This window comes from Anaerotruncus rubiinfantis (genome assembly GCF_900078395.1).
GTDB lineage: Bacteria > Bacillota > Clostridia > Oscillospirales > Ruminococcaceae > Anaerotruncus > Anaerotruncus rubiinfantis.
In genome coordinates this window covers 57,811-82,351 of sequence record NZ_FKLA01000009.1, presented here as the reverse complement: position 1 = coordinate 82,351, position 24,541 = coordinate 57,811, and the positions used below count along the sequence as shown (strand labels likewise).

The following is a 24,541-nucleotide window of genomic DNA, read 5'->3' as shown; positions in this document are numbered from 1 at the left end:
TAGTTCGTTCAAAAAATTTGAAGCGAGGGTGCATATGGGTACGGAATTTATCAACCTGACGGCAGAAAACCTGGACAAGGAACATCTGTGCTGTATTATTCGCAGCAAAAAACCACACCCCGGCGTGGAGGAAAAGCGGCAATGGCTTTCGGACCGGCTGCGGGAGGGACATGTTTTTCGCAAGCTCGATGCGAAGGCCACGGTTTTCATCGAGTATGCGCCGCTCGAAACCGCCTGGGTCCCCATCGTTGGGGACAACTATATTTATCTGTACTGTCTGTGGGTCACCGGAGACTGTAAGGGAAAAGGATATGGCAAAGCGCTGATGGAATATTGTCTGGCCGATGCAAAAACGAAAGGTAAATCCGGCGTTTGCATGCTCGGGGCGAAAAAGCAGAAGTCCTGGCTTTCCGATCAGGCGTTTGCGAAGAAGTACGGCTTCGAGGTTGTGGACACGACCGAACAGGGGTATGACCTGCTGGCATGCTCGTTTGATGGGACCGTGCCGCAGTTTGCGCCGCGTGCAAAGTGCGGGCGCATCGACAGCGAAGCGCTGACCATCTATTACGATATGCAGTGCCCTTATATCCCGCAGCGGGTCGGGCGGGTCCGGCAGTACTGTGAAAAGAATGGAATTCCGCTGGAACTGATCCGGGTGGATACGCTGCAGAAGGCAAAGGAACTGCCCTGCGTATTCAACAACTGGGCTGTTTTTTATAAAGGAAAGTTTGAAACAGTGAATCTGCTGGAGGATGTGTCGCTCGCGCGGATCCTCAAAAAATGAACAGGAAGGCGTCCCGTTATTCGACCGGGATGCCTTCCTGTGATTTTGTGACATTTTGTACATATTCATTCTCTTTATACCAATTGTAAATCTTCTTCTTCCCATAAACACCTAAACTGTACAGCTTTTCGAGATTGAGCAGCCTGCGCGGTGTGACCAGGCAGGCATATTGCTTGCGGGCCGCTTCAAGCCGGTTGAGCGGCTCAAGGGTTACGGTGTACCACTGCCCAAGCAGCGCCAGATCAAAATGGAGCGGTTCGTCGGCGCGTGTCATCTCAAGCGCGGGGACAGTGGCGGAGGATTCATACCGGGAACCGGAATTGTCCACCACCAGGAAGGCGGTCACCCAGCCGGTCAGAATCAGGGTGATACAGAAGGAAGAGAAGAAAAGGCGGAGATCTCTTTTTAACAATTTGTATTTTCACCTACATTTTTAACATCTGGTTATTGAACGGGCGTGGGGTTCGGCTTTTCAGCGGTCACTTCCCGGTTTGCGTTCAGCAGTTTTGCAATCGACTGGCCGATAAGCCCGGCAGTGTACTTGCTTTCCTCCAGGGTATTTGCATTGGAGCCGACCTCGAACAGCAGCGACCCGGTCGTTAAATCCATATTGTACTTGCGGTAACAAAAGAAGATCGGGCGCGTGAGCCCTGGGAAGTCCTGCTCGATTGCATCCTGCACCGAAGCGGCGAACCGCAGGTTTTCCCGCCATTTCGGCACATTCATCGTACCGTCGTCACTGCCGGTGATGATCATGAGCTGGGAAGCCTTTTTGCCGTCCACCTCGACCACCGGCTTGACAATCAGGTCGTCTTCCCGTTGAATGCCGTCCCGATGGATATCGAGCGCGATCTTGATAGTCGGGTATTTTTTCAGATACCCTTTGATCGTTTCGGCGCTGCGTTCATACGAGCCGTTGTAGGAGGGGTAATCGTGCTGGGTTTTGTCGTGGATCACGCCGATTCCCGCGTCCCGCAGCGTTTTTTCGAGTACATCCCCCACCGCAACCATGTTATCATTGTTGTTGGTCGTGCGCCAGGTATTGCGCAGGTCATAGGTGTCGGTGTCGTAGGGCTCATAGCTTTCGGTGGCGTGGGTATGGAAGATGAGCACCTGCGGCTGGTCGGTATCTTCCAGGTGAATGTTCATCCCCTGTTCCATGATCCCTTTGATTTCCTCATCCGGTACCTCTGTATAGTTGCGCAGGAGCCCCTCGCCATATGGGATCAAATTGGTGCCGCTGGCGGACATGTTCTCCTGCACAATCCGTCCCCGGAAATCTGCCGGTACGGTGTGGATGGTGTCTTTTGCTGGAGAGGGATCGGTCACAATCGCTTTTTTGCCGGTCGGCTGGATAGCGGACGGAGAAGTGGTTTCGGGCGCTTTGGGGGATGATTTCGGTTCATCTGGGTCGTTCCACGGGGAAAGGTAAGGCGCGACGTCCGATTCGTTTCCGGTGGGGTTATATTCCGGATCGAGCTGCCCGGCAAACCGGTGTTCCAGCAGGGAAAGGGTTCCTTCCGGCATATTCACCATGGCGGAAAGCAGGGCGGCGCGCTCAGTAAGCGCGTCCATTTCAATGGGGCCGGAGAGCGCCGCGATCACCGTAACCGGCAGCAAAAACACAACCGTCAGAATCAGTGACAGCCGCCGCGGCCTTGGCATACGACTGTTTCGTTTCAGCTTCCTCGCCCCCTACCTTATAGAACCGTTTCTTTGCATTCTATGTGCCGGGGCTTAAAAATATGCCGGGCGGCCTGCGTGGAATAAGCACGCGAATACATCGCGCGGTATTTTGCGGAATGCGCGGCTAGGAAACCAGATAGGTAATATCTTCCAGTGAAAGCTGCGGCTGAAGCGCGGCGTTGATCGCAAGCGAAAGGTTTTTCGCGCCGCGCGCGATGATCGCGTCGATGTCGCGCGGGGTGACCATCATTGTTTTCGCTGTGGCGTCAATGTTGGAAGCGTCCTCCTGGCCGGTGAGGTCACAGGCCAGAGTCACGCCGTCAACGACTGTAGGGATGCCGACCGAAATGACCGGTACGCCGAGGGACTGGGCGCTCAGCTCCTGTCGGGAGTTGAGCACGCCCGACCCGGGAGAAATACCGCTGTCCGCGATCTGGATGGTACGGCCGAGCCGGCCCAGCGAGCGGGCCGCAAGGGCGTCGATGACGATGACAGCCGCCGGGGAGGTGTCCCGCACGACTGCGCGGATGATTTCTCCGGTTTCGATGCCGGTTTGGCCGAGTACGCCGGGCGCGAGCGCCGAAACCGGCCGCAGCCCGTCGAGCCCGGTGCGCCGGGCAACTTCGGCAGGGATGTGGCGGGTGGCGAAGATCTGCCGGGTGGTTTCCGGGCCGAGCGCGTCGGGGGTCATCTGACGGTTTCCGAGCCCCACCACAAGGACCGGACCTTCGCGCGGAAGCAGTGCGCGCAGTTCTTTTGCGGCCAGGTGAGTCACATCATCGGCTGGATCGACGCCGCTTTCGAGCGGCGGAAGCTCAATGGTGATGTATCGGCCGCAGGCACGGCCGAGCTTCTGGGCGGCGTCCTCGGTGGAAATTTCGATGCGGGTCATCCGCACCGATTCCCGTTCTTCCTCATGGACGGCCACGCCGTCCGGCAGACGGCTGCGCATCGGTTCGGCTGATTCAACCGCAAGGTCGGTGCGGATCAGTGACATAGAATCCCTCCCGGAAAAAGTGTGGCAATTGTTAAATTTGTGCGAACGCGGACGGCTTGGTTGTAAAAGCCGCGGGGTTGGTGTATATTAAAATGTACGGGTGAAACGCCTCAGAACCCTTATTGGGTGCATCAATACAAAGGAATTTGAACGATGATGACAAGAAGAAAATTCGGGCTCACAGTGCTGGCGGTTGGTGTGATCGTATTATTGGTAGCACTCCTGCTTTTATTCAATACAAATTCGCCCTGGGCGCTCATCACGCTTGGGCTTTCGATCCTGATCAACACCTTTGGGCTGGCGGTGCTCATCGCCAAAGATCCGGACCGGGACGACTGAAAGAAAGGGAAAAGCCGATATGGATTATTTGCGCCGCACCTGGGCGGACATCGACCTGGACGCTGTGGTCCACAACTATCAGGAAATGAAGAAGTGCCTTGATCCCGGCTGCCTGTCCATGGCGGTGGTCAAGGCGGACGCATACGGCCACGGGGACGGCTATGTTTCCCGCGCGCTGCAGAAGGCAGGGGTCGATTGGTTTGCTGTTTCGAATCTGAACGAAGCGGTTTCGCTGCGCCGCCAGGGGATCGATAAGCCGGTCCTGATCCTTGGCTTTACGCCGCCTGCGATGGCGGACCGCCTGGCCGAGCTGAACGTTTCGCAGACTGTGTATTCGGAAGAATATGCCAAGGCGCTTTCCGCGCAGGCAAAAAAAAAGGGCGTCACGGTTGACTGTCACATCAAGGTGGACACCGGCATGACCCGTATTGGGTTTTACGCGCCCAACGGCCACGAATGCGAGGCGGCGGAAGAGATTGCCGCGGCCTGCGCGCTGCCGGGGCTTTCCTGCACCGGGATCTATACCCATTTTGCCTGCGCCGACGAATTCCAGCAGGACAGCAGGGAATATACGCTGGGCCAGTACGCGGTGTTTATACAAACCCTGGAAGAGCTGCGCAGGCTCGGGATTACCTTTTCGCTGCGGCATTGCTGCAACAGCGCGGCGACGATGGCCTATCCACAGATGCACCTGGACATGGTGCGGCTTGGGATCGTGCTCTATGGACTTGCGCCGTCCGGCGAATGTGCCGGAATGGCCGACCTGCGCCCGGCGATGTCGCTCTATACCACCGTGTCGATGGTGAAAAAACTCGAAGCGGGCGTGCCGGTCAGCTACGGACGGACCTACACAACCGAACATGACCGGCAGGTGGTGGCCTCGATCGCGGCCGGCTACGCGGACGGTTACCGCCGCAACCTTTCGAACCGCGGCCGGGTGATCGTGGGCGGCGAATATGCGCCGGTGGTCGGCCGGGTGTGCATGGACCAGATGATGATCGACGTGACCGATATCCCACAGGTTCAAAGCGGGGATGTTGTGACGTTGGTTGGACGGTGCGGGGATCTGGCGGTGACGCTTGACGATTTCGCGCAGTGGAACGGCACCATCAACTATGAGGAAGCCTGCCTGATTGGGCGGCGTGTTCCGCGGGTTTACATAGAGGATGGCCGGGAGGCGGCTGTAATCGATTATGTGATCGAAGCTTTGTAAAAATATAGCGGCTCCGGGGGGAACTTCTTTTGGAGTTCCCCCGTTTTTGCTTGATAAAACCGGCCGGGGCGAATATAATAAAAAAGTTAGACAGGAATAATAGGAGGCTTTTCTTATGGACAGCAGGGTTCAGCGCTTCTTTGAGGAAGTAAAAGGGAAAAAAGTGGCGGTAATCGGTATCGGCGTGAGCCATTCCGACCTGATCAGCAGGCTCTGTGACCGCGGCGCAAAGGTGATTGCCTGCGATAGACGTACCCGCGAGCAGCTTGGCGAAGCGATCTGCAACAATTTTGAGGCGCAGGGGGTCACACTGAAGCTTGGAGAAGGCTATCTTGATGGAATCGATGCCGAAATCGTCCTGCGTACGCCGGGGATGAAGTTCCATCACCCGGTGCTCGAGCAGCTCAGGCAGGACGGTGTGGTGGTCACCAGCGAGATGGAGCTATTCTTCGACTTGTGCCCCTGCAAGACGGTGGCTATCACCGGTTCGGACGGCAAGACCACCACCACAACCATCATTGCGGAGATGCTCAAGGAGGCCGGGCACAGGGTCCATCTCGGCGGCAACATCGGCCGCCCCTTGATGCCGGTGGTGCAGGATATCCGCGACGGGGATTTCGCGGTGGCGGAGCTTTCGAGCTTCCAGCTCATCTCGATGCGCGAAAGCCCGGACATCGCGGTGGTCACCAACATCACCCCGAACCATCTCGACATCCATAAGGACATGCAGGAATACGTCGACGCAAAACGCAACATCGTCCTGCACCAGCACGCCTTTTCCAGAACGGTGCTCGGCGTGGACAACGAATTGGCGGCGTCGTTTGCAAAGGATGTGCGGGGGCAGCTCTTTGAATTTTCAGTGAAACACCCGGTACGCACTGGAGCCTATCTCGAGGACGGGGTCATCTACGTTTCGATCAACGGCAGGGCGCAGAAGGTCCTGCGCGCCGAAGAGATCAAACTGCCGGGCATTCATAATGTGGAAAACTACCTCGCTGCGATCTGTGCGGTCTGGGGTTATGCGGATCTGGAGGCGATTCAGAATGTCGCGATGGAATTCGGCGGCGTGGAGCACCGCATCGAACTGGTGCGGGAGCTTGGCGGGGTCAAATGGTACAACGATTCGATCGCGACCACTCCAACCCGGACGATTGCCGGGCTCAACAGCTTTGGGCAGAAGCTGATCGTCATCGCGGGAGGATATGACAAAAAGATCCCGTTCGAGCCGCTGGTGCCCAAGCTGCTTGAAAAGGTGAAGATGCTGATCCTCACCGGGGCGACCGCGGACAAGATCGAATCGGCGGTGAAAGCCGCTGCGGATTTTGATCCGGAAAAACTCGTTGTCCTGCGTGCAAAAGATCTCGAAGATGCGGTGCGTATCGCACATGAAAAGGCCGCCGAAGGGGATATCGTCTCGCTTTCGCCCGCGTGCGCAAGTTTTGATGCCTACCCGAATTTTGAAGCGCGCGGCCGCCATTTTAAGGAACTGGTCAAAGCGCTCTGACCCAAAGGAAAGAAGGTTTCAGATGTCCACAGCAAAAATGATTTTGAACCTCTGTGACGCGGTCGGCGTGTCGGGCTTTGAAGACCGCGCGGCCCAGACGGCGTGGGGGATGCTTGCGCAGCTCGGCCCGTGCGAAACGACGCGGCTCGGCAGCCTCATCTGCCGCGTGCATGAAGCGGGCAAAGGAGCTCCACATGTGATGCTCACTGCCCACCTTGACCAAATCGGTATGATTGTAAGCTACATTGAGGAAAATGGCTTCCTGCGCGTCTCTAACTGCGGCGGCATTGACCGGTCGCTCGTGCTGGCGGCGCAGGTACAGGTGCACACTGAAAATGGTCCGCTCGACGGGGTAATCTGCACCATTCCGCCCCATCTGAACCCGGACGATGGGAAGCTTCCAAAGCTGGAGGATCTCTGTATCGACGTGGGGATGACCGGGGAAGAGGCACGGGAAAAGATCGCGCTGGGTGACCGGGTGACCATCTGCGGGCAGGCGCGGGAGCTGCCGGGGGGGCTGGTCTGCGCGCCCTCCATCGACGACCGTGCGGGCTGCGCGTCGGTGATTCTGGCGGCCAAACGGCTTGCGGCGGCAAAGCTTGGCTGCACGCTCAGCGTGGCGCTCGTCAGTATGGAGGAGGTCGGCAGCCAGGGGGCTTATACAGCCGCGGTGAAGCTCACGCCGACCCACTGTGTGGCGGTTGACGTTTCGTTTGCGCACACGCCGGATGCCCCCCGCGCAAAATGCGGGCTCATGGGCAAGGGGGCGATGGTCGGCATCGCGCCGGTGCTCGATAACGGCATGTTTAAACAGATGAAGAAACTGGCAAAAGAGGCGGGCATCCCCTATCAGACAGAAGTGATGGGCGGCGGGACCGGTACCGATGCGGACGCAGTGGCGATTTCGGGCGCGGGGGTGCGGTGCGCACTGCTGTCAATCCCGATCAAATATATGCACACGCCGATTGAAATGGTCTGTGTGACCGATGTGGAAGCAGTGGCGGATCTGATCGTTTCGTATGTCCGGGCCGAATTTGGAGGTGACGGGAATGCTTTATAAATATATCGAACGTCTGAGCGGCATTCCCGGCGTGTCCGGCAATGAAGAACAGGTGCGGTATGAGATCCTGCGGATGATCGAGGGCAAATGCCTTTATAAAGTGGATGCGCTCGGCAATATCCTGGCTTTCAAAAAGGGGCGGGAAACCCCGAAGCAAAAGCTGATGATTTCCGCGCATATGGACGAGGTCGGGCTCATTGTGACCTATATCGAAGATGACGGCCTGCTGCGTTTTACAACGGTAGGCGGCATTGACAAGCGTACCATCCCCGGTAAATCGGTGTTGATCGGCGAAACCTTCGGCGTGATCGGCATGAAGGCGATGCATATGAAATCGGCGGAAGAACGGGAAAAGGCCGCTGATCTGGATACGATGTATCTCGATATCGGAGCGAAGGATCGTGACGAAGCCCGCAAACTGGTCCATCTGGGGGATCGCGCGGTATTTTGTTCGCAGTATGCGGAGTTTGGGGACGGATTTTTGCGCGGCCGCGCGCTTGACAACCGGGTTGGCTGCGCGCTGGCTGCGGCGCTTATTGAATCCGACCTGCCGTATGACTGCCACTTTGCCTTTACCGTGCAGGAAGAAACCGGCACCACAGGCGGAAAGACCGCTGCCGCGCAGATTGCGCCGGAGATTGCGATCGTGCTTGAAACAACGACTGCCTGCGATATCCCGGACACGCCGCCCACAAAGGTGGTCTGCGCGTTGAAAAAGGGGCCGGTGCTTTCGTTCATGGACCGCGGCACCATCTACGACCGGGATCTTTACCGGAGGGCGCTCACCATCGCGGCGGAAAAGGGGATTGCCTGCCAGCCGAAGGCAGGCGTCTACGGAGGCAATGAAGCGCGTTCGGTACAGGTCGCGGGCGAAGGGGCAAAGGTGCTGGCGGTATCGGTGCCCTGCCGGTACCTGCATACGCCGTCCTGTGTTGTCAACCGCTTCGATGTGGATGAAACACGAAAGCTGCTGCCGGAGCTGATCGGCGCGTTTGGCCGGTGATCCGGTACCTGAATGCGGAAACGGAAGCGTTTCTGTGTAACAAAGAAAATACTTTTGGGATATATGAAATAAAAATATACAGTCAGTATCAAACTTATGGCGCCGGGAAGCGGGAGCTGGATCTCTGGTCGATCGAACAGGACGGACAGATCCGGGGATTTCTTTCGCGCCTGAATGGGGTGCTGACCATTGCCGCGCGGGACGTGGATGCCGCTGAGTGCGCTGTATTTGCGCATACAGTCGGAGCCCGCTGCATCAATGGGGAACGGGAGCTTCTCGAACAACTGAACGCCGTGATCCATGGCACGCTTTGCGCGTCATGGATCCTGCGCCGCCGCGGGGACATCCCCGCGGAAGCCGCAGCCGCGCTCTGCGCGGACGGCGTTTCTGTGCGGGTGGAGCGCGCGCAGCGCTTATCTGAGGTATGCAGATTGCATGTTCTGGCAACGCCGGGTTTTGCAGAAACGGTTGACCAGGACGCTTGGATTGCGGAAGCATCGCATAAGCAGCGGCATGGATTGGCGGACTATTACATACTGAAAGTAAATAAAAACGCAATTTCAACGGCAAGTATATTATTTCGTGGAAAAGGACAGGCAGTTCTTGCCGCGATTGCAACCCATCCGGATTTCCGCCGCAAGGGCTATGGAAGCTGGCTGGTGGATTATACACTGCGGCAGGCCTGTGCGGATGGGCTGGCTGTATGGCTTTTCACAAGGGAGGATTCCCTGATGGATTTTTATGCGCCGCTCGGTTTTGAAATCGCCGGACAGTGGGCGCAGATTGATTTCTGACGGCTTAGGAGAGAGAACATGGTAGAACAGTTTTTTAAGGTCGATCCAATGATTATGAAGGAAGCAGAGGCTGCGGAAGAACGCTGCCGGGAAGCTTTCGCCAGGATTGACCGGATCACCGAATATAATGCCTGCAAGGTGCTTTCGGCTTTTATCAAACATGGTGTGAGCGAAAGCCATTTCGCCGGTTCGACCGGATACGGTTACGATGACCGCGGCCGTGAAACGATCGAAAAGGTCTTTGCTGAGATCACCGGCGCGCAGGATGCAATTTTTCGCCACAATTTTGTTTCCGGCACCCATGCGCTGACCGTGGCATTGTTCGGTGTGCTGCGCCCCGGCGATCGGATCGTTTCGCTGACTGGCGCGCCGTATGACACGCTTCAGCCGGTGCTTGGGATTGTGCCGGGCGGCAGCGGGTCGCTCAAGGAGTTTGGCGTACAATATGAGCAGCTCGATCTGCTGAAGGACGGCACGCCGGATTATGATGGGATCGCGCAGGCGGTCAAGGGCGTAAAAGTGGCTTACATGCAGCGTTCCCGCGGTTATTCGCTGCGAGAATCGCTTTCGGTGGATGAAATTGGCCGGATCGCAAAGCTTGTCCGCGCGGCAAATCCCGAGGCGATTATTATGGTGGACAATTGTTATGGGGAATTTGCAGAGGAAAAAGAACCGACCCAGGTGGGCGCCGATCTTATTATTGGATCGCTTATCAAGAATCCCGGCGGCGGGATTGCAAAAACAGGCGGTTACATCGCGGGCCGCGCTGACCTCATTGAACAATGTGCCTGCCGCTTGACCGCGCCCGGCGTGGGAAAGGAGGTCGGTTGTACGCTTGGGGAATCGCGCAGCATGTTTATGGGGCTGTTCTTTGCGCCGACCGTGGTGGGCGCCGCCCTGAAAACCGCTGTTTTCGCGGCGGCGCTTTTCGAGCGCTTCGGTTTTTCGGTTTTTCCTGTTTGCGACGCTCCGCGCGCCGATATTATCCAGGCTGTAAAACTCGGCACCCCGAATGGCCTTTGCGCCTTTTGCCGAGGCGTACAGCGTGGAGCGCCGGTCGACGCGTTTGTGACGCCGGAACCGTGGGACATGCCCGGCTACGACAGCCAGGTGATCATGGCGGCGGGCGCGTTTACGCTCGGCGCGTCCATTGAGCTTTCCGCCGACGGCCCGATGCGGGAACCATATGCGGCCTGGCTGCAGGGAGGCCTCACTTGGCCAAGCGGAAAAACAGGAATTATCCTGGCGGCGCAGTCGCTGCTTGAAGCGGGAGAAATCCATGGTTGACAAGCTTTATACCAATGGCGTATAATATTTTTTGCCGCGGTCGCGGCAAAAAATGCGGGAGTGGCGGAATGGCAGACGCGCCGGTCTTAGGAGCCGGTACTTCGGTGTGTGGGTTCAAGTCCCATCTCCCGCACCAAATCCCGAAAGTTCCGATTCATCAGGACTTTCGGGATTTTTTTGCTCTATCTAATAAAAGAAGAAGGTTAACAGACAGTGAAAAATTATTGGCAGGATTTGAAGAAGGAATTTGCAGGGTACAACAGCGGCAAATTGATGAAGGACTTAATGGCCGGTATGACAGTAGCGGCAGTAGCGCTCCCCTTGGCTTTAGCCTTTGGCGTAAGCAGCGGCGCAACAGCGGCGGCGGGATTGATAACCGCCATCGTAAGCGGATTCTCCATCAGCCTTTTGGGCGGAGCATTTTATCAAATTTCCGGCCCTACAGGCGCAATGGCAGCGATTCTGATTTCGATTATCGCCCAGTATGGCATATCCGGGGTTTTTACCGCTACCATTATGGCGGGAATTTTGCTGGTTTTGGCAGGCGTTCTGCATCTGGGACGTTTAACAGCTTATATTCCCATGCCGGTTATTGCGGGATTCACCTCGGGCATTTCTGTTATTATTGCCCTGGGACAACTTGACAATCTTTTTGGTGTCACCTCAACGGGCGATTCAGCATTAGAAAAGTTTATCAGCTATTTTTCCGGTGCTTTTTCCCCTAACTGGATATCGCTTGCAATTGGTATGCTGGTAATTTTGTTTATGGTGTTTTATCCTAAAAAGTGGAATGCTGTTGTTCCGGCATCGCTCATAGCGATTATCCTTGCAACTGCCTTTGTCATGCTTTTTCATTTAAAGGTGAACCTTGTGGGTGAAATCCCCTCATCGCTGATACTTAGCGAGCGGTTTTCTTTTGCGGAGTTTGATTTATCCAGCATCAGAAACCTTCTTGCTCCGGCAGTCAGCGTTGCGGCTTTAGGCATGGTGGAAAGTTTGCTGTGCGGTGCGAGCGCCGGACGGATGACAGGCGTGCGTTTAAATAACGACCGTGAGTTAGTTGCACAGGGAGTCGGCAATATCCTGTCGCCGCTGTTAGGAGGAATTCCTGCAACGGCAGCTATTGCACGCACAAGCGTGGCAATAAAATCAGGTGCGCAGACAAGACTTACCGGGATATTCCACTCGGTTATTCTGCTGATCTCCATGCTTGCGTTGGGTCCTATTATGGCACAGATCCCGTTATCCGCATTGGCGGGAGTTCTGCTTGTTACAGCATGGCGAATGAATGAGTGGGATACCATCAAATACATTTTTTCACGGAAGTTTGAAGGCGCTATCCTGAAGTTCCTTGCCACCATGGCGGCAACCATTCTTTTTGATTTGACGATTGCAATCCTGATCGGCGTGGTGATTGCATTGATTCTATTGGTGTCCCGCCTGTCCAAGCTGGAAGTCAATTATGACCGGGTGGACCCCAGTAGGCTGAGAAATCAAAAGACCCCGCTTTCTCCTGTGTATGATCATGCGGAGGTGGTATATATAACCGGAGCGGTTATCTTTGCAAATACGCAGATAATTACCAGCATGGCGGAACGGTTGTCCGACAAATCCGCGGTTCTGTTTTCCATGCGTGGGGCTTCTTATATGGACATATCAGGGGCGCAGGCATTTTTGGAATTGCTGCGGGACCTTCAGGAAAAAGGGATTCCGGTCTATATCTGCGGCGTATCGAATGGGGTGAAAGAAATCATGGATCGCAGCGGGATCGTGAGCTGTATCGGTCAAGAAAACTTTTACTGGAGCGTAGAACGCGCGCTCAATCAATGAAAATTTGAATGGATTTGGAAGGAATCGGTTCCCCGCGGAAGGATGTTTTAAAGACCGGCGGCAATTCGAACGGAATTGCAGCCGGTCTTTCCTGATTTTTCCATAGAAGTTTTTTCAGAAAATTAATAGACGTATGGTCATTTTGCTTCCAGCTGATTACAGGCTGTTTGCAGTATTTTTTGATATTCTTCCTCGCTTGTCGTTTTTTCAACAACAAAAGCGAGGAGAATCGTTCCAATTAAATTTAAAACGAACCGGGATATGGCAAATTTGCCTCCCAACTGCGTAACTTCAAACAACATCATCGGTATCTTCTCTGCTGACCATGCCCCGATGAAGATAAAAACATTTGTGAGAGAAACGCCCTTTTTTAAAAAAATAGCGGCTATCGGGAATGCTGCGTAAAGCGGCCCGGCTGAAAAAGAACCCAATGCAAAAGCAAAAACGCCGCCTTTTATTCCTGCGCCCTTACCCATATATTTCATCATAATTTCTTTGGGAATCCAGACATCCATCAGGCCTAATAGAATAAAAACCGGTGGGATGATTGACAGCATTTCCAATAGATTGTCAAGAGAAAGCAACAGTGTTTTTTTCCCGATTTCAGGAGCAATGAATGACAAACCGATATTTAACAGCAATAAAACAGTAAAAAACCGATATCTTAACATAATTTTCGAAAAGCGGGTCATCTCATAATCACCCCTATCACACAAGACGTAATAATAGCGATTGCCAATGACAGGGAATTCCTTTTAAAGGCGGTAAGCCTTCCAAAATACTTTTCTTCCAATGGGAACGTTGCGACCCCGACCATCATAAGCGTGGAAATGAAAATTGAAATCTGTGCATAACCCGCTCCCGCGCGCAATAAAGACGCCGCCAAAGGAAAAGCCACAAATCCGGGAATGAGAGTAACACAGCCAATCACAGCAGCAACAAACATTCCCCAAGCCCCCGATTCCGTACCGAGAAGTTTGGAGATCGTCTCCGTATCCAGTGCCGCCAAAATCAAACCAATTAAAAGCAGTACGCTCAAAATGGATGGCAGGATTTTTTCGAATGATTCCCATGCCTTTTTTATCGCTGATTTTGTCTTTTGGCGGTCCTTGAAAAAAGACAAAATCAGCCACATCGCCGCAATCGCATAAAGGATTTTAGGAAACACTTTGATTCCCTCCTCACCGCTTCAAAAAAGCATTTTCTGAATGGGACCTTAATTTTGCAAGCAATTGTCCTGTGAACAATAAAGGATGCATACTTAAATGTGAGGCAGTATGCTATACTGATCATAGGGTTATCGTACCACACGGACGGCCTTAACCCATGTATCCGCAGATACACCCGAAAAAATAAACTGAAAGGTTTTAAAGCCTATGGACGCCACAATAAGCGTATTATCTGAATGTCCTATATTCGAGGGCGTTCGAGAAAAAGACATATCGGATATTTTGCAGCGCATTGACTGCACAAAAAAACGTTTTAAAAAGAACGAAATCCTCTATCAGACAGGGGATTCATCGAGTTGTATCGGTATTATTGTTTTTGGATGCCTGGAAATTAAAAAGATTCTTCCCAATGGAAATACAGTAAGTATATTCCATAGAAAACGGGGGGAAATGACGGGCGGAAGCATTGTTTTTTCAAGCAATCCGCGGTATCCTTGCGATGTCCTGGCAAAGGAAGAAAGTGAAGTCCTGTTTATTGACAAATCGTATATTTTCGATGTGCTGTTCAAAAATGCCGTCATCGCTTCCAATATGCTGAAGATTTCTGCAAACAGAATCAGGCAGTTTGAAAAACGACTTGAGCTATTTTCCTTTTCTTCCATTCAGCAAAAAATAGCGTTTTCGCTGTTGAATAGCTTTAAGGCAGAAAATGATAAAATAGTCATGATTCCTTTTCCTAAAGCAACATGGGCGGAATACTTAAATGTGTCTCGTCCATCGCTGAGCAGAGAACTGAAATTCCTCTGTGAACAGGGCGTTATTAAAATGAACAAAAATAAAATTGTCATTCTGCGGAAAGATTTGCTGGAATCTCTACTGCGCTCTTAAAAATAGAAACAGGATGACCCCCTGGCTGATAAGGGCAAATCGCCAGTCCGGGTCATCGCAAAGCTGTCACTTGGGCTTGCGTAGTGAGCAAATAGACAAAAAAGGAGCGTTTCTGCACCCGGTCCTACTTACGGCGCCAGGGAAATCATGTGAATAGCTTGTTTTTATATTGGCTGTGGCGTAAAATAGAATATGTAACGGGGCGCGGCGGTAAAGGCCAGACCGCGACCGGCGGATGCTGCGGAAGGAAGGATCGCATATGGAAAGTGCTTTCATCGGCACGCAGAAGTGCATTGCCAACGAAAAATGTGAATTTGTCCATATTTCTGATAAATACCTGCGGCTGGTCGGTTATTCCCGCCAAGAAATCCGGGATCAGTTTCACAACAGTTTTTTTGAGATGGTCTATCCGGAGGATCTGGACACCCTGCGGGAGAATTTTTCCCGGCAGCTTTTGTCGTCAGACAGCTTTTCGATCGATTACCGGGTGCAGACAAAAGCTGGAAAACCCATCTGGCTGCACGACCAGGGAAAGCGGGTTACGGAAGACGGCGTGGATTTTTATTATTGTGAGATCTCCGACGCCACCCGTTATTACAATCTGGACAGCTATTATAAAGGCCTGCTCAATGCGCTGCCGAACCCGATCATCGTTCTTGACAATGACCTGCGCATCACTTTTATCAACCAAAGTGTGGCGCGTGATACCGGGATTTCAGCGCACGAAGCATACGGCAAGCCGTGCGCGGTTTTTCAGACGCCGTTATGCGGGACCGAGAATTGCTGTATCAAACGTTATCTGCGCGGGGATTCCGCAGCGGTTCAATACACGCCGGACGGCCGGATCAACCGGGTGAGTTTTACCCCGCAGTACAACGCCGAGGGCAAACAGATCGGTTATATCAGTATTTCTACCGATGTGACTGAGCTGGTCCAGACAGAAAAGGAACTGCGGCTGAGCGAAGAACGATACCGCATCGCACTTCAGCAGACCAAAAATACCATCTGGGAGTTTGATATCGCGGCAAAAACGAGCTATCGGGCAGACGCTTCCCAAAGCGCTGGCCAGAACCGGTACACAAACGTCCCGGAATCGCTGATCGCTTCAGGGGCGGTTCATCCGGATTCTGTGAAGGAAATCCGGAAGATGTACGAAGCGATCCTTCGTGGGGAAAAAACCGCCTCCTGTACAGCCAGGATAAGGGATGCGGCGGGGAATTACCGATGGCTCGAACTCACCAGCTCGACCGTTTTCGATGAGGATGGCGTACCGCTGCGCGCAATTGGGACCGCAAGGGATGTAAGCGCCGAAAAGGAGCGTGAACAGCAGTTTATCCAAGAGCGCCAGTATCGGGATTCGCTCGTTTCAGATGCGATCTATACTTATGAAGCCAATCTTACGCAGGATAAAATCTTGCGGATCACCTCCGGCTGGGCCAATCTGCTGGGCGTTAAGGAGATGGAGAACTACTCCAGCCTGATCCACAAGGCGCAGGAACGGGCGGTGCATCCAAACTACCGCCAGTACATAATGGATATACTCGGCCGGAATTCGCTGCTTGAGGCGTTTCGCAATGGACGCCGGGAGGTTTCCTGCGAATATCAGCAGCTCGATAATGACGGCGAGATGATCTGGGTGTGCAACACCGTTTACCTGATCCAGTCGGAGGTCAGCGGGGATATCTGCGCGTTTATCTATCTCAAGGATATCGACCATCAGAAAAGGCAGGCTTTGGAACTGCAGAAAAAAGCCGAGCGTGACCAGCTGACCGGGCTTTTCAACCGGACGGCGTCCCGCTCGCTGATCGACCGGATTCTTGGGGATACGAAAGGGAGACCCTGCGCGATGTTCATGCTGGACATCGATAATTTTAAACAGATCAACGACACCTATGGGCACCTGTTTGGAGATGCGGTCCTTTCTGAAACCGCGGCCCGTCTGAGCACCCTTTTCCGCAAAGGCGATGTGCTTGGCAGGCTGGGCGGGGATGAATTTTTGATCTTCCTGCAGGGCATCCCGAACGAAGAACTGGCGCTCAGAAAAGCGGAGCAGGTCTGCAGGCAGGTGCGCAGCGTCTATTCTTCGGGCGGCAGGCAGTGTGAAATTTCCGGCTCGGTGGGTATCGCTTTTTCCCCACGCGATGGAGGATGCTTCGACACCTTGTATGAACGGGCCGATATCGCCCTTTACCATGCGAAGGATCAGGGGAAGAACCAGTTTGCGGTCTATCAGGAGGGCCTGTGGAAAAACCTTGTGAAGCCGCTTTCCCCCCGCCTCTCGCAGGAAAAGAACCTTGCCAAATCTTTTTCCGAAAACATTGGGGAATACATTTTCAAAATCCTTTATAATGCCAGGGATCTCGATCTTTCGGTCAATGCAGTGCTGGAGCTGCTCTGTAAGCATTATAATACCCGCCGGTCCTATATTGTCGAATACGATGCGGAAAACGACGCCTTCTCGATGACCTTCGAATGGTGTGATCAAGGCTTTCCGTCCGCGAAGGGCTGGATGCAGGGGATCAGCCTAGGAAAATACTGGGAGCGCTTCGATGAGGACGGGGTTTTCCTCCTGGAGGATATCTCCGGAGCAGATCCAGCGCTGGAGGCGATTGTCCGCCGGGTGGGGTCCTGTTCACTGATCCAGTGCGCGATGGTTTCCGGCGGGAAATTCCGCGGCTTCCTCGGGGTGGATGAGGACCGCTGCCAGCGTGCCTTCAGTGAGGAGGAGCGCTCCACGCTGCTGAGCGCGGGGGAGATTATCAGCACCTTCCTGCTCAACCAGCGCAATGAAGCGGAACGCCTGCGGCTGATCGAAACCCTGCAGACTCTTCTGGATAAGATGCCAAACGCGGTCTATGTGGTGGAACAGAACACCCACCGGCTGGTTTACTGCAACAGACGGCTTCTCCGGATATTTCCGGACGCCATGTCCGGCAGGCCATGCTACGAAACCTTTCGGGGATTTTCGAGTCCGTGCCGGGAGTGCCCGATGAGCGGTATTGGGGGGAAGAATGAGTCCAGTACCGAGGACATCTATAACGAACGTCTCAACGTGTGGATCAAAACCACTGCGACCCGGATCAAATGGCCGGGCGCCGGGGAGCATTTCATGCTCAACTGCGTGGAGGTCACAAAGTATAAAGATCCGAAACAGGAAGAATAAAAGAACCCCGGCCGGCGTAAAAACGCCGGCCGGGGTTTCATTGTTTGTCAAGAAACCACCGACTATGTCGGTGGTATGAAAAAAGCTTTAGCGAGGAGGAGGAGATAAAAACTCCTTTTGGTGTAAAATGGGCTTGCGGTCTGGCAACTGCAAGGAACACCAAAAGGAGGACATTCGAAATGAATGACAGTAAAAGTTTAGCACATACAAGATGGAATTGCAAATATCATATCGTGTTTGCGCCAAAGTACAGGAGGAAAGAATTCTATGGGGAAAAGAGGGCAGAAATTGGGAAGATATTAAGAGAGTTATGTGAGTGGAAAGGCGTAAATATCGTAGAAGCAGAAGTATGTGAGGATCATATCCATATGCTTGTAGAAATACCGCCAAAGATGAGCGTATCAAGTTTTATGGGATTTCTGAAAGGAAAAAGCAGCTTGATCATTCATGAACGACACGCAAATTTGAAATACAAGCATGGGAATAGATCTTTTTGGTGCCGCGGGTACTATGTAGACACAGCGGGGAAAAACGCCAAAAAGATCGCAGAATACATAAAAAACCAATTGGAAGAAGATAAACTACAGGATCAATTAACGTTTAGAGAATACGAGGACCCTTTTAAGGGGAATAAGTAACAAGCTTTTGCAAATGTCAGACCGCATATGCCATTGCAATGGCTGCCAGTAACAGCGGGTTATACCCGCATAAGAAAAACCGCCGGCTATGCCGGCGGATTCTTATTCAGCCTTTTGTCTCCCGCAGCGGGAGACAGAATTTAAAATGCCGGTTGGTCATCCCCTGACGAAGATAGAATGTGTGGCTCATGACGCGAGATCTGTTGCAGCAGACCTCCAGCTGCAGGCAGCCTTCCCGCACAGCGGCCTCTTTTGCGGCGGCAAACAGAAGTTTGCCGATGCCCTGTCCACGCAGCTGCCCGCACACCACCAGCTCCTGGATTTCCGCGACTTTGGCGGCATGGTGCAGAAGCTGCTGGATATGCAGGCTTATAAAGCCGAGCACCCTGCCGCCCTCCTGGGCGACGAAATAATGAACCTGCGGGTTTTCAAGGTTCTGCCGGTAACACGCCGAAAAGCCTTTCCGGCTGACTGGGGTGCCCTCCAGTTCGCAGATCAGAAGATAGATCTCTTCGAGCTGACTGGACGCTGCCGGTAAAATTTCAACCATTCCGCTCCCTCCCGGTGGAAAACCGTTTATTCCGCTTTGAAGTACCGGCCGATGGCGTCCGCGCCGAGGATGGCGGCATAGACCTTTTCGGGTGTGACTTCCAGCGGCATGTTGTAGATCGATTCCCCTTCGGCGCAGGCCGCGTTTGCAACCGCCATCAGGTCGGCCGCGACCGGATCGGAGACGCCGATATCGGCAAGGGTGGTCGGCAGACCGACGTCCATGCAGAATCCGATGACCTCCTCCAGCTCCTCGGACGGCGCATTTTCAAGCACGAGCTGTACCAGTGTGCCGAACGCAACTTTTTCGCCGTGATAGTAGCTGTGGCACTGGGGCAGGACGGTGAACCCGTTGTGGATGGCATGTGCGCCCGCCAGGCCGCCGCTCTCGAAACCGATTCCGCTCAGATAGGTGTTTGCTTCGATCACATCTTCGACCGCTTTGGTGCAGACCTTCTGCTCCACCGCGAGCTTGGCCTGCAAGCCCTCTTCGATCAGCGTTTCATAGCAGAGCCGCGCCAATGCAATCGCTGCCTTGGTGACCTTGCCGCCCGCGCAGGTGGAACCATTTGAGGCTCTGGTGGCGCGCGCCTCAAAATAGGTGGCGAGCGCGTCGCCCATGCCGCTCACCAAAAGGCGTGCCGGCGCGGCGCTCACGATGTCGGTGTCAATGAGCACGAGGTTCGGGTTCTGCGGCAGGAAGAGGTACTGGTCAAAAACGCCCTCATCGGTGTAGAGGACCGAAAGCGCGCTGCATGGCGCGTCGGTGGAGGCAATGGTCGGGACGATCGCAACCGGTTTTTTGGTGTAGTAGCCGACTGCCTTGGCGGTGTCGAGAATTTTGCCGCCGCCCACGCCGACGATCACGTCGCAGTCCCCCATCAGGCCGATGAGGCGGTCGACTTCGTTTTTGCTGCATTCGCCGCGAAAGCTTTCAAAGGTGACTTTGCCGCCGAAACCCGCTTCAATCGGGGCCTTCACGCGCTTCATGCCGGATTCGCTGACAAGGATAAACGGATTTTTCCCAAGCGCGTCGACATAGGTTTTGAGATTTTTGAGTTCGCCCTTTCCCTGGACATACTTTCCGGGCGAAATGATGATATTGGCCATTTGGAACGCTCCTTTATTTTTTAATTGGTAGGACATCTTTGATTGACAATAGTTTAACATAGATGCGCCGCCAATTGCAATGGAGAAGCCAACAAACTGTACGGGGAAATTCCGCCGATTTTGTGAAATTTGAGCTGTTTGAAAGAACAGGCCGAAAATGATATACTATATATCTATCGTATCATTGGAAAGAGGGAAAAACAACATGCAATTTTTAAAAAGGCTGCTCCCTGCCGGGCTGCTTTTGGCGCTTGCCGGCTGCGGGGAGGCGAGCTCGGTCGGCGTCATCGGCGGCGCGGACGGCCCGACGGCCGTTTTTGTGACCACAGCCACCAAAACGAATCCAGCCGTTTGGCCGACAGTGGCGCTTGTTGTGATTGCCGCTGTGATCGGCGTAATTGTCTGGCTGAAACATCGAAAGTAAGGAGAAATACCGTTTATGGACTTTGCCGCGATCCTTTCAAAGGAATTCAACATTGCAAAAAACCTGGTGGAAAACATCATCGCGCTCATCGACGAGGGCAATACCATCCCGTTCATTGCGCGTTACCGAAAGGAAAAAACCGGTTCCTGTGACGATCAGGTGCTGCGGGAACTTTCCGACCGGCTCGAATATCTGCGCGGGCTTGAAAAACGAAAACAGGAGATCACCGATTCGATCACGGAACAAGGCAAGATGACCGAGGACCTTGCCGCCGATATTGCCGCGGCCGAGACGCTCGCCCGCCTGGAGGACATCTACCGCCCCTATAAGCAGAAGCGGCGCACCCGCGCGACGATTGCGAAGGAACGCGGGCTGGAACCACTGGCGGAACTGATCCTCGCACAGGACAAAACCTCCGGTACGGCGCAAGCGCTGGCCGCGCCGTTCGTCGATCCGGAGAAGGAGATCCCGACGGCGGAGGACGCCATCGCGGGAGCCTGCGACATCATTGCGGAACAGGTGTCAGACAGCGCGGAGGGCCGCCAGCGGCTGCGTCTTTATTATCAGAAGAATGCCGTCCTGCGCAGCGTGGCCGCCGATCCGGACAAGGAGAGCGTCTACAGCACCTATTATGACTACGCGGAACCGGTTGCCAAGGTCCCAAGCCATCGGGTTTTGGCGCTCAACCGCGGAGAGAAGGAGGAATTCCTCAAGGTCGCCGTTGAGGTGGACGGAGGATATGCCGCCGGGCTGCTTGGCGGGTTGTTTGTCAAAAAGGGCAGCATCACCACGGGCCTGGTGCAGGAAGCGGTCGCGGACGCTTATAAACGACTGATCCATCCTTCGCTTGAACGAGAGGTGCGTTCCGATCTCACCGAAATGGCGAACGAACAGGCGATCAAAAACTTCGGCGTGAACCTGAAGGCGCTGCTCATGCAGCCGCCGGTCAAGGGAAAGACAGTGCTCGCGATCGACCCGGCCTACCGGACCGGCTGTAAGATCGCGGTGGTTGACCAGACCGGCAAGGTGCTCGACACGACGGTGGTCTATCCGACCCCGCCGCAGAACAAAACCGTTGAAGCCAAACGCGTCCTTGGCGCGCTGATCAAAAAGCACGGCGTGCAGGTGCTTTCGATCGGCAACGGCACTGCTTCCAAGGAAAGCGAGATCTTCGCGGCCGAGATGATCCATGAGCTTGACTGCGGGCTCCAGTACATGATGGTCAACGAGGCCGGCGCGTCGGTCTATTCGGCCTCGAAGCTTGCGGCGGCCGAATTCCCGGACTATGACGTTTCACTGCGCAGTGCGGTTTCGATCGCGCGGCGGCTGCAGGACCCGCTGGCAGAGCTTGTGAAGATCGACCCGAAGTCGGTCGGCGTGGGCCAGTACCAGCACGACATGCCGCCCAAACGGCTTGACGAGACGCTTGCGGGCGTGGTGGAAGACTGCGTAAACCGGGTCGGCGTGGATCTAAACACGGCGTCCGCGTCACTATTGGGATATGTTTCGGGACTTTCGGCGGCGGTCGCGAAGAACATTGTTGCCTACCGCGAGGAGAATGGGGAATTTACCTCCCGGCCACAGCTCAAAAAGGTGCCGAAGCTCGGCCCCAAGGCGTATGAGCAGTGCGCAGGATTTCTGCGCATCCCGCACGCGAAAAATGTGCTTGATAATACCGGCGTGCATCCGGAAAGCTATGATGCTGCAAAAACGGTGCTGGAGAGTTTCGGCTACACCCTTGCGGATGTGGCGGGGCATAAGATTTCAGATCTGCCGGACAAGGTGAAGGCCCAGGGCGAGGCGAAGGTGGCGGAATGCTGCGGAATCGGCGTGCCGACCCTCCGGGACATCGTAAACGAGCTTTTAAAGCCCGGCCGCGATCTGCGCGACGACCTGCCGCAGCCGATGCTGCGCAGCGACATTATGGATCTCAAGGACTTGAAACCCGGAATGGAGCTGAGGGGCACCGTACGCAATGTGATCGACTTTGGCGTGTTCGTGGATATCGGTGTGCATCAGGATGGGCTGGTACACATCTCACAGATCACCAACCGTTATATCAAGCATCCGAGCGAGGTGCTCAAGGTAGGCGATATCGTTACCGTGTGGGTTATTTCGGTGGATGTACAGAAGAAACGTATTTCGCTCACCATGAAAAAGCCGAAGCAGATGTAATTGCGCCCTCCGCGCGCCCGGGCCCTATTTCTTGCTCGTGCAAGAAATAGGGGAAAGAACACGCCAAGGGGAAACCCCTTGGACCCCCGCCGCCGCTGGTTGCTTCGCAAAGGCGGCGGCCGCGTCCTTAGGCTTCGAGACCTGCGTCGCGCCGGCTCCCCCCCAAAACGGCCAGCTCAGGGCTGATGGCCACGTTTGCCGCACCGCCGCTCTTTCTGCCGACGGAGCGGATGGGGCGGTAATTAAAAACGAACGAAAGGCGGGTGCGCGATGCGCATATTGCTGGTGGCGCTTAACGCCAAATTCAGCCATACCAATCTGGCGGTGCGCTATCTGCGCAATGAACTGCGGGCTGCCGGTTTTGACGCTGAAATTGGGGAATACACGATCAATCAGCAGCCGCGGGAAATCCTTGCCGACATTGTGGCCCGTGCACCGGACAAACTCTTTTTTTCCTGTTACCTGTGGAACATCCGGATGATCCGGCAGGTGGGGGCGGATTTCCGGCTGCTCTTTCCCGATACGCCAATCGTACTCGGCGGACCGGAGGTGTCGTTCGACCCGCAGACGCAGCTCACTGCGATGCCATGGGCTGACGCGGTGATCTGCGGCGAAGGCGAGCCGCTCGTCGCGCGCGTCGCGGGCGAGAAACGCCCCCGCGGTATTTACCGCGGGACCGGCTTTGCCGATCTCGACGCGCTGCCGTTTCCCTATACCGATCTTGCCGCGCTCCAGAACAGGGTGCTTTATTACGAATCCTCGCGCGGATGTCCGTTTGGCTGCTCCTACTGTCTTTCCTCCGCTGACCGAACGCCGCGCTTTCGTTCGCTCGAATTGGTTTACAGGGACTTACAGCGGTTTCTTGACGCAAAGGTCATGCAGGTGAAATTTGTCGACCGTACTTTTAATCTGGATGCAAGGCGAGCGCTTGCTATCTGGCGGTATCTTGCCGAACACGATAACGGCGTCACCTCGTTTCAGATGGAACTGGGCGGCGATCTTACCACTGGAGAGCAGCTCGCGTTCCTGCAAGCCGTGCGGCCCGGGCTTTTTCAGTTTGAAATCGGTGTGCAGAGCACCTGCGAGCAGGCCCTGCAAAAAATCTGCCGCGCGACCGATCTTGTGAAGCTGCGGGAAAATGTTGCCGCTGTAAAAGCCGCCGGGAATATCCACCAGCATCTCGACCTGATCGCAGGGCTGCCGCTCGAAACCTTTCAGCGATTCGGGCAGTCGTACGACGAAGTTTTCAGCATGCGTCCCCAGCAGCTTCAGCTGGGATTTCTCAAACTGCTGCGGGGTTCATCGCTCTATGAAAAGCGGACGGAGTATGGGATCATACACAGCGCTGAACCGCCTTATGAAGTGCTCTGCACGCCACAACTTTCCTTCCCGGAGCTTGCGCGGCTCAAAACGGTGGAGGAGATGACCGAAACTTATTACAATTCCGGCCGTTTTTCACATGCGCTCGATTATCTTTTGGAATACAGTGTGTCGCCGTTTTGGACGCTGCTTGCCCTTGGGGAAGGGATGCCCGCGCGTGCGGTCGGCAAGTACGAATATTACGAACGGCTCCTTGATTTTGCGGTCCGGCAGGGCTGTGACCGGGAAATCATGGGCTGGCTGATGAAATACGACCTCTGCCTGCATGAACGGCCCCGCCGTCTGCCAAAGGGATGTCCGATGGGCGAGCCGTCCCGACCGGCACAGTATGGACTGCCGCCCGCTGCGCATGTGGAAACCTTTCCGTTCGATGTGACCTGCCCGTCCCGCCCGTCCATCCGGACTGTGCTCGTTTTTGACTACGCAAAGCGGGACCTTTTCGGCCGCGCAGCCGTGAAAAAACTCGAATAAAGCCTCCCGCCGCAGGCGGGAGGCTTTTTCAATCGGTTTGTCCTTTTTCGGCGCAGCCGGTTTTCGCAATGGTTGCG

General features: G+C 54.6%; 22 protein-coding genes and 1 tRNA gene. 16 read left to right on the top strand and 7 right to left on the bottom strand.

Going from position 1 to position 24,541, the window contains the following annotated elements:
• Positions 1 to 34: 34 nt before the first annotated feature.
• The gene (locus BN4275_RS05690) at positions 35 to 784 is read left to right on the top strand and encodes a GNAT family N-acetyltransferase (protein WP_066460224.1); all 750 of its coding nucleotides are present in this window, start codon (positions 35 to 37) and stop codon (positions 782 to 784) included.
• A 16-nt stretch (positions 785 to 800) separates the two neighbouring features.
• Here the strand turns inward: BN4275_RS05690 and BN4275_RS05685 are convergent, their stop codons facing one another.
• From BN4275_RS05685 to gpr, 3 genes are all read right to left on the bottom strand, one after another.
• The gene (locus BN4275_RS05685; protein WP_066455264.1) at positions 801 to 1,196 is read right to left on the bottom strand and encodes a hypothetical protein; all 396 of its coding nucleotides are present in this window, start codon (positions 1,194 to 1,196) and stop codon (positions 801 to 803) included.
• A 32-nt stretch (positions 1,197 to 1,228) separates the two neighbouring features.
• Positions 1,229 to 2,449: a stage II sporulation protein P gene (spoIIP, locus tag BN4275_RS05680; RefSeq protein WP_066455260.1), complete on the bottom strand. Its 1,221-nt coding sequence runs from the start codon at positions 2,447 to 2,449 to the stop codon at positions 1,229 to 1,231.
• Positions 2,450 to 2,594: 145 nt separating this feature from the next.
• Positions 2,595 to 3,467 carry a GPR endopeptidase gene (gpr, locus tag BN4275_RS05675; RefSeq protein ID WP_066455258.1) on the bottom strand — a complete coding sequence of 291 codons (873 nt, stop codon included), beginning with the start codon at positions 3,465 to 3,467 and terminating at the stop codon, positions 2,595 to 2,597.
• Positions 3,468 to 3,620: 153 nt separating this feature from the next.
• Between gpr and BN4275_RS05670 the strand changes: the two genes are divergently transcribed.
• The 9 genes from BN4275_RS05670 to BN4275_RS05630 all read left to right on the top strand — a co-directional run bounded on the left by BN4275_RS05670 (position 3,621) and on the right by BN4275_RS05630 (position 12,497).
• The gene (locus BN4275_RS05670) at positions 3,621 to 3,806 is read left to right on the top strand and encodes a hypothetical protein (protein ID WP_066455255.1); all 186 of its coding nucleotides are present in this window, start codon (positions 3,621 to 3,623) and stop codon (positions 3,804 to 3,806) included.
• Positions 3,807 to 3,825: 19 nt separating this feature from the next.
• Positions 3,826 to 5,019 carry an alanine racemase gene (gene alr, locus BN4275_RS05665; RefSeq protein WP_066455254.1) on the top strand — a complete coding sequence of 398 codons (1,194 nt, stop codon included), beginning with the start codon at positions 3,826 to 3,828 and terminating at the stop codon, positions 5,017 to 5,019.
• 115 nt (positions 5,020 to 5,134) lie between these two features.
• Complete coding sequence (murD, locus tag BN4275_RS05660) at positions 5,135 to 6,523, top strand: UDP-N-acetylmuramoyl-L-alanine--D-glutamate ligase (RefSeq protein ID WP_066455253.1); 1,389 nt, start codon at positions 5,135 to 5,137, stop codon at positions 6,521 to 6,523.
• Positions 6,524 to 6,545: 22 nt separating this feature from the next.
• Positions 6,546 to 7,583 carry a M42 family metallopeptidase gene (locus BN4275_RS05655; protein ID WP_066455251.1) on the top strand — a complete coding sequence of 346 codons (1,038 nt, stop codon included), beginning with the start codon at positions 6,546 to 6,548 and terminating at the stop codon, positions 7,581 to 7,583.
• The gene (locus BN4275_RS05650) at positions 7,573 to 8,586 is read left to right on the top strand and encodes a M42 family metallopeptidase (protein WP_066455249.1); all 1,014 of its coding nucleotides are present in this window, start codon (positions 7,573 to 7,575) and stop codon (positions 8,584 to 8,586) included. The genes BN4275_RS05655 and BN4275_RS05650 overlap by 11 nt, the downstream gene beginning before the upstream one ends.
• Positions 8,583 to 9,380: a GNAT family N-acetyltransferase gene (locus BN4275_RS05645; protein WP_066455247.1), complete on the top strand. Its 798-nt coding sequence runs from the start codon at positions 8,583 to 8,585 to the stop codon at positions 9,378 to 9,380. The genes BN4275_RS05650 and BN4275_RS05645 overlap by 4 nt, the downstream gene beginning before the upstream one ends.
• 18 nt (positions 9,381 to 9,398) lie before the next feature.
• Positions 9,399 to 10,667, top strand: a complete 1,269-nt coding sequence (locus tag BN4275_RS05640) for a methionine gamma-lyase family protein (RefSeq protein WP_066455242.1) — start codon at positions 9,399 to 9,401, stop codon at positions 10,665 to 10,667.
• Positions 10,668 to 10,721: 54 nt separating this feature from the next.
• Positions 10,722 to 10,803 (top strand) — tRNA-Leu (locus BN4275_RS05635).
• A gap of 77 nt (positions 10,804 to 10,880) precedes the next feature.
• Positions 10,881 to 12,497 carry a SulP family inorganic anion transporter gene (locus BN4275_RS05630; RefSeq protein WP_066455239.1) on the top strand — a complete coding sequence of 539 codons (1,617 nt, stop codon included), beginning with the start codon at positions 10,881 to 10,883 and terminating at the stop codon, positions 12,495 to 12,497.
• A gap of 137 nt (positions 12,498 to 12,634) precedes the next feature.
• On the opposite strand, the gene BN4275_RS05625 is transcribed toward BN4275_RS05630, so the two are convergent.
• On the bottom strand, positions 12,635 to 13,189 hold the full coding sequence (locus tag BN4275_RS05625) for a permease (protein ID WP_066455237.1): 555 nt from the start codon (positions 13,187 to 13,189) through the stop codon (positions 12,635 to 12,637).
• Complete coding sequence (locus tag BN4275_RS05620; protein WP_199719764.1) at positions 13,186 to 13,665, bottom strand: permease; 480 nt, start codon at positions 13,663 to 13,665, stop codon at positions 13,186 to 13,188. The genes BN4275_RS05625 and BN4275_RS05620 overlap by 4 nt, the downstream gene beginning before the upstream one ends.
• Before the next feature lie 208 nt (positions 13,666 to 13,873).
• On the opposite strand from BN4275_RS05620, the gene BN4275_RS05615 reads away from it, so the two are divergent.
• From BN4275_RS05615 to tnpA, 3 genes are all read left to right on the top strand, one after another.
• A complete protein-coding gene (locus BN4275_RS05615; RefSeq protein ID WP_079988109.1) occupies positions 13,874 to 14,554 on the top strand; it encodes a Crp/Fnr family transcriptional regulator in 681 nt (226 codons plus the stop codon).
• A 259-nt stretch (positions 14,555 to 14,813) separates the two neighbouring features.
• The gene (locus BN4275_RS05610; protein ID WP_066455230.1) at positions 14,814 to 17,717 is read left to right on the top strand and encodes a diguanylate cyclase domain-containing protein; all 2,904 of its coding nucleotides are present in this window, start codon (positions 14,814 to 14,816) and stop codon (positions 17,715 to 17,717) included.
• 179 nt (positions 17,718 to 17,896) lie between these two features.
• Positions 17,897 to 18,355 carry an IS200/IS605 family transposase gene (gene tnpA, locus BN4275_RS05605; protein WP_066453539.1) on the top strand — a complete coding sequence of 153 codons (459 nt, stop codon included), beginning with the start codon at positions 17,897 to 17,899 and terminating at the stop codon, positions 18,353 to 18,355.
• Between the two features lie 106 nt (positions 18,356 to 18,461).
• Here the strand turns inward: tnpA and BN4275_RS05600 are convergent, their stop codons facing one another.
• Positions 18,462 to 18,905 carry a GNAT family N-acetyltransferase gene (locus BN4275_RS05600; RefSeq protein WP_066455227.1) on the bottom strand — a complete coding sequence of 148 codons (444 nt, stop codon included), beginning with the start codon at positions 18,903 to 18,905 and terminating at the stop codon, positions 18,462 to 18,464.
• Between the two features lie 26 nt (positions 18,906 to 18,931).
• Positions 18,932 to 20,014 carry a glycerol dehydrogenase gene (locus tag BN4275_RS05595; protein WP_066455224.1) on the bottom strand — a complete coding sequence of 361 codons (1,083 nt, stop codon included), beginning with the start codon at positions 20,012 to 20,014 and terminating at the stop codon, positions 18,932 to 18,934.
• A gap of 205 nt (positions 20,015 to 20,219) precedes the next feature.
• Here BN4275_RS05595 and BN4275_RS17535 point away from each other — a divergent pair, with 205 nt between their 5' ends.
• From BN4275_RS17535 to BN4275_RS05580, 3 genes are all read left to right on the top strand, one after another.
• The gene (locus tag BN4275_RS17535; protein WP_066455221.1) at positions 20,220 to 20,438 is read left to right on the top strand and encodes a hypothetical protein; all 219 of its coding nucleotides are present in this window, start codon (positions 20,220 to 20,222) and stop codon (positions 20,436 to 20,438) included.
• A 15-nt stretch (positions 20,439 to 20,453) separates the two neighbouring features.
• On the top strand, positions 20,454 to 22,613 hold the full coding sequence (locus BN4275_RS05585) for a Tex family protein (RefSeq protein ID WP_066455218.1): 2,160 nt from the start codon (positions 20,454 to 20,456) through the stop codon (positions 22,611 to 22,613).
• A gap of 270 nt (positions 22,614 to 22,883) precedes the next feature.
• Positions 22,884 to 24,464, top strand: coding sequence for a B12-binding domain-containing radical SAM protein (locus tag BN4275_RS05580; RefSeq protein ID WP_066455215.1), 1,581 nt, complete (start codon positions 22,884 to 22,886; stop codon positions 24,462 to 24,464).
• The last annotated feature ends 77 nt before the right edge of the window (positions 24,465 to 24,541 follow it).

Bases quoted from the DNA above. Each gene is read 5' to 3' on its own strand.
- BN4275_RS05615 (WP_079988109.1), top strand. From the start codon at position 13,874: ATGGACGCCACAATAAGCGTATTATCTGAATGTCCTATATTCGAGGGC.
- tnpA (WP_066453539.1), top strand. From the start codon at position 17,897: ATGAATGACAGTAAAAGTTTAGCACATACAAGATGGAATTGCAAATAT.
- BN4275_RS05640 (WP_066455242.1), top strand. From the start codon at position 9,399: ATGGTAGAACAGTTTTTTAAGGTCGATCCAATGATTATGAAGGAAGCA.
- BN4275_RS05585 (WP_066455218.1), top strand. From the start codon at position 20,454: ATGGACTTTGCCGCGATCCTTTCAAAGGAATTCAACATTGCAAAAAAC.
- murD (WP_066455253.1), top strand. From the start codon at position 5,135: ATGGACAGCAGGGTTCAGCGCTTCTTTGAGGAAGTAAAAGGGAAAAAA.
- BN4275_RS05610 (WP_066455230.1), top strand. From the start codon at position 14,814: ATGGAAAGTGCTTTCATCGGCACGCAGAAGTGCATTGCCAACGAAAAA.
- BN4275_RS05580 (WP_066455215.1), top strand. From the start codon at position 22,884: ATGCGCATATTGCTGGTGGCGCTTAACGCCAAATTCAGCCATACCAAT.
- BN4275_RS05650 (WP_066455249.1), top strand. From the start codon at position 7,573: ATGCTTTATAAATATATCGAACGTCTGAGCGGCATTCCCGGCGTGTCC.
- BN4275_RS05670 (WP_066455255.1), top strand. From the start codon at position 3,621: ATGATGACAAGAAGAAAATTCGGGCTCACAGTGCTGGCGGTTGGTGTG.
- BN4275_RS05655 (WP_066455251.1), top strand. From the start codon at position 6,546: ATGTCCACAGCAAAAATGATTTTGAACCTCTGTGACGCGGTCGGCGTG.
- BN4275_RS05625 (WP_066455237.1), bottom strand. From the start codon at position 13,189: ATGACCCGCTTTTCGAAAATTATGTTAAGATATCGGTTTTTTACTGTT.
- alr (WP_066455254.1), top strand. From the start codon at position 3,826: ATGGATTATTTGCGCCGCACCTGGGCGGACATCGACCTGGACGCTGTG.
- BN4275_RS05600 (WP_066455227.1), bottom strand. From the start codon at position 18,905: ATGGTTGAAATTTTACCGGCAGCGTCCAGTCAGCTCGAAGAGATCTAT.
- spoIIP (WP_066455260.1), bottom strand. From the start codon at position 2,449: ATGCCAAGGCCGCGGCGGCTGTCACTGATTCTGACGGTTGTGTTTTTG.
- gpr (WP_066455258.1), bottom strand. From the start codon at position 3,467: ATGTCACTGATCCGCACCGACCTTGCGGTTGAATCAGCCGAACCGATG.
- BN4275_RS05690 (WP_066460224.1), top strand. From the start codon at position 35: ATGGGTACGGAATTTATCAACCTGACGGCAGAAAACCTGGACAAGGAA.
- BN4275_RS05595 (WP_066455224.1), bottom strand. From the start codon at position 20,014: ATGGCCAATATCATCATTTCGCCCGGAAAGTATGTCCAGGGAAAGGGC.
- BN4275_RS17535 (WP_066455221.1), top strand. From the start codon at position 20,220: ATGCAATTTTTAAAAAGGCTGCTCCCTGCCGGGCTGCTTTTGGCGCTT.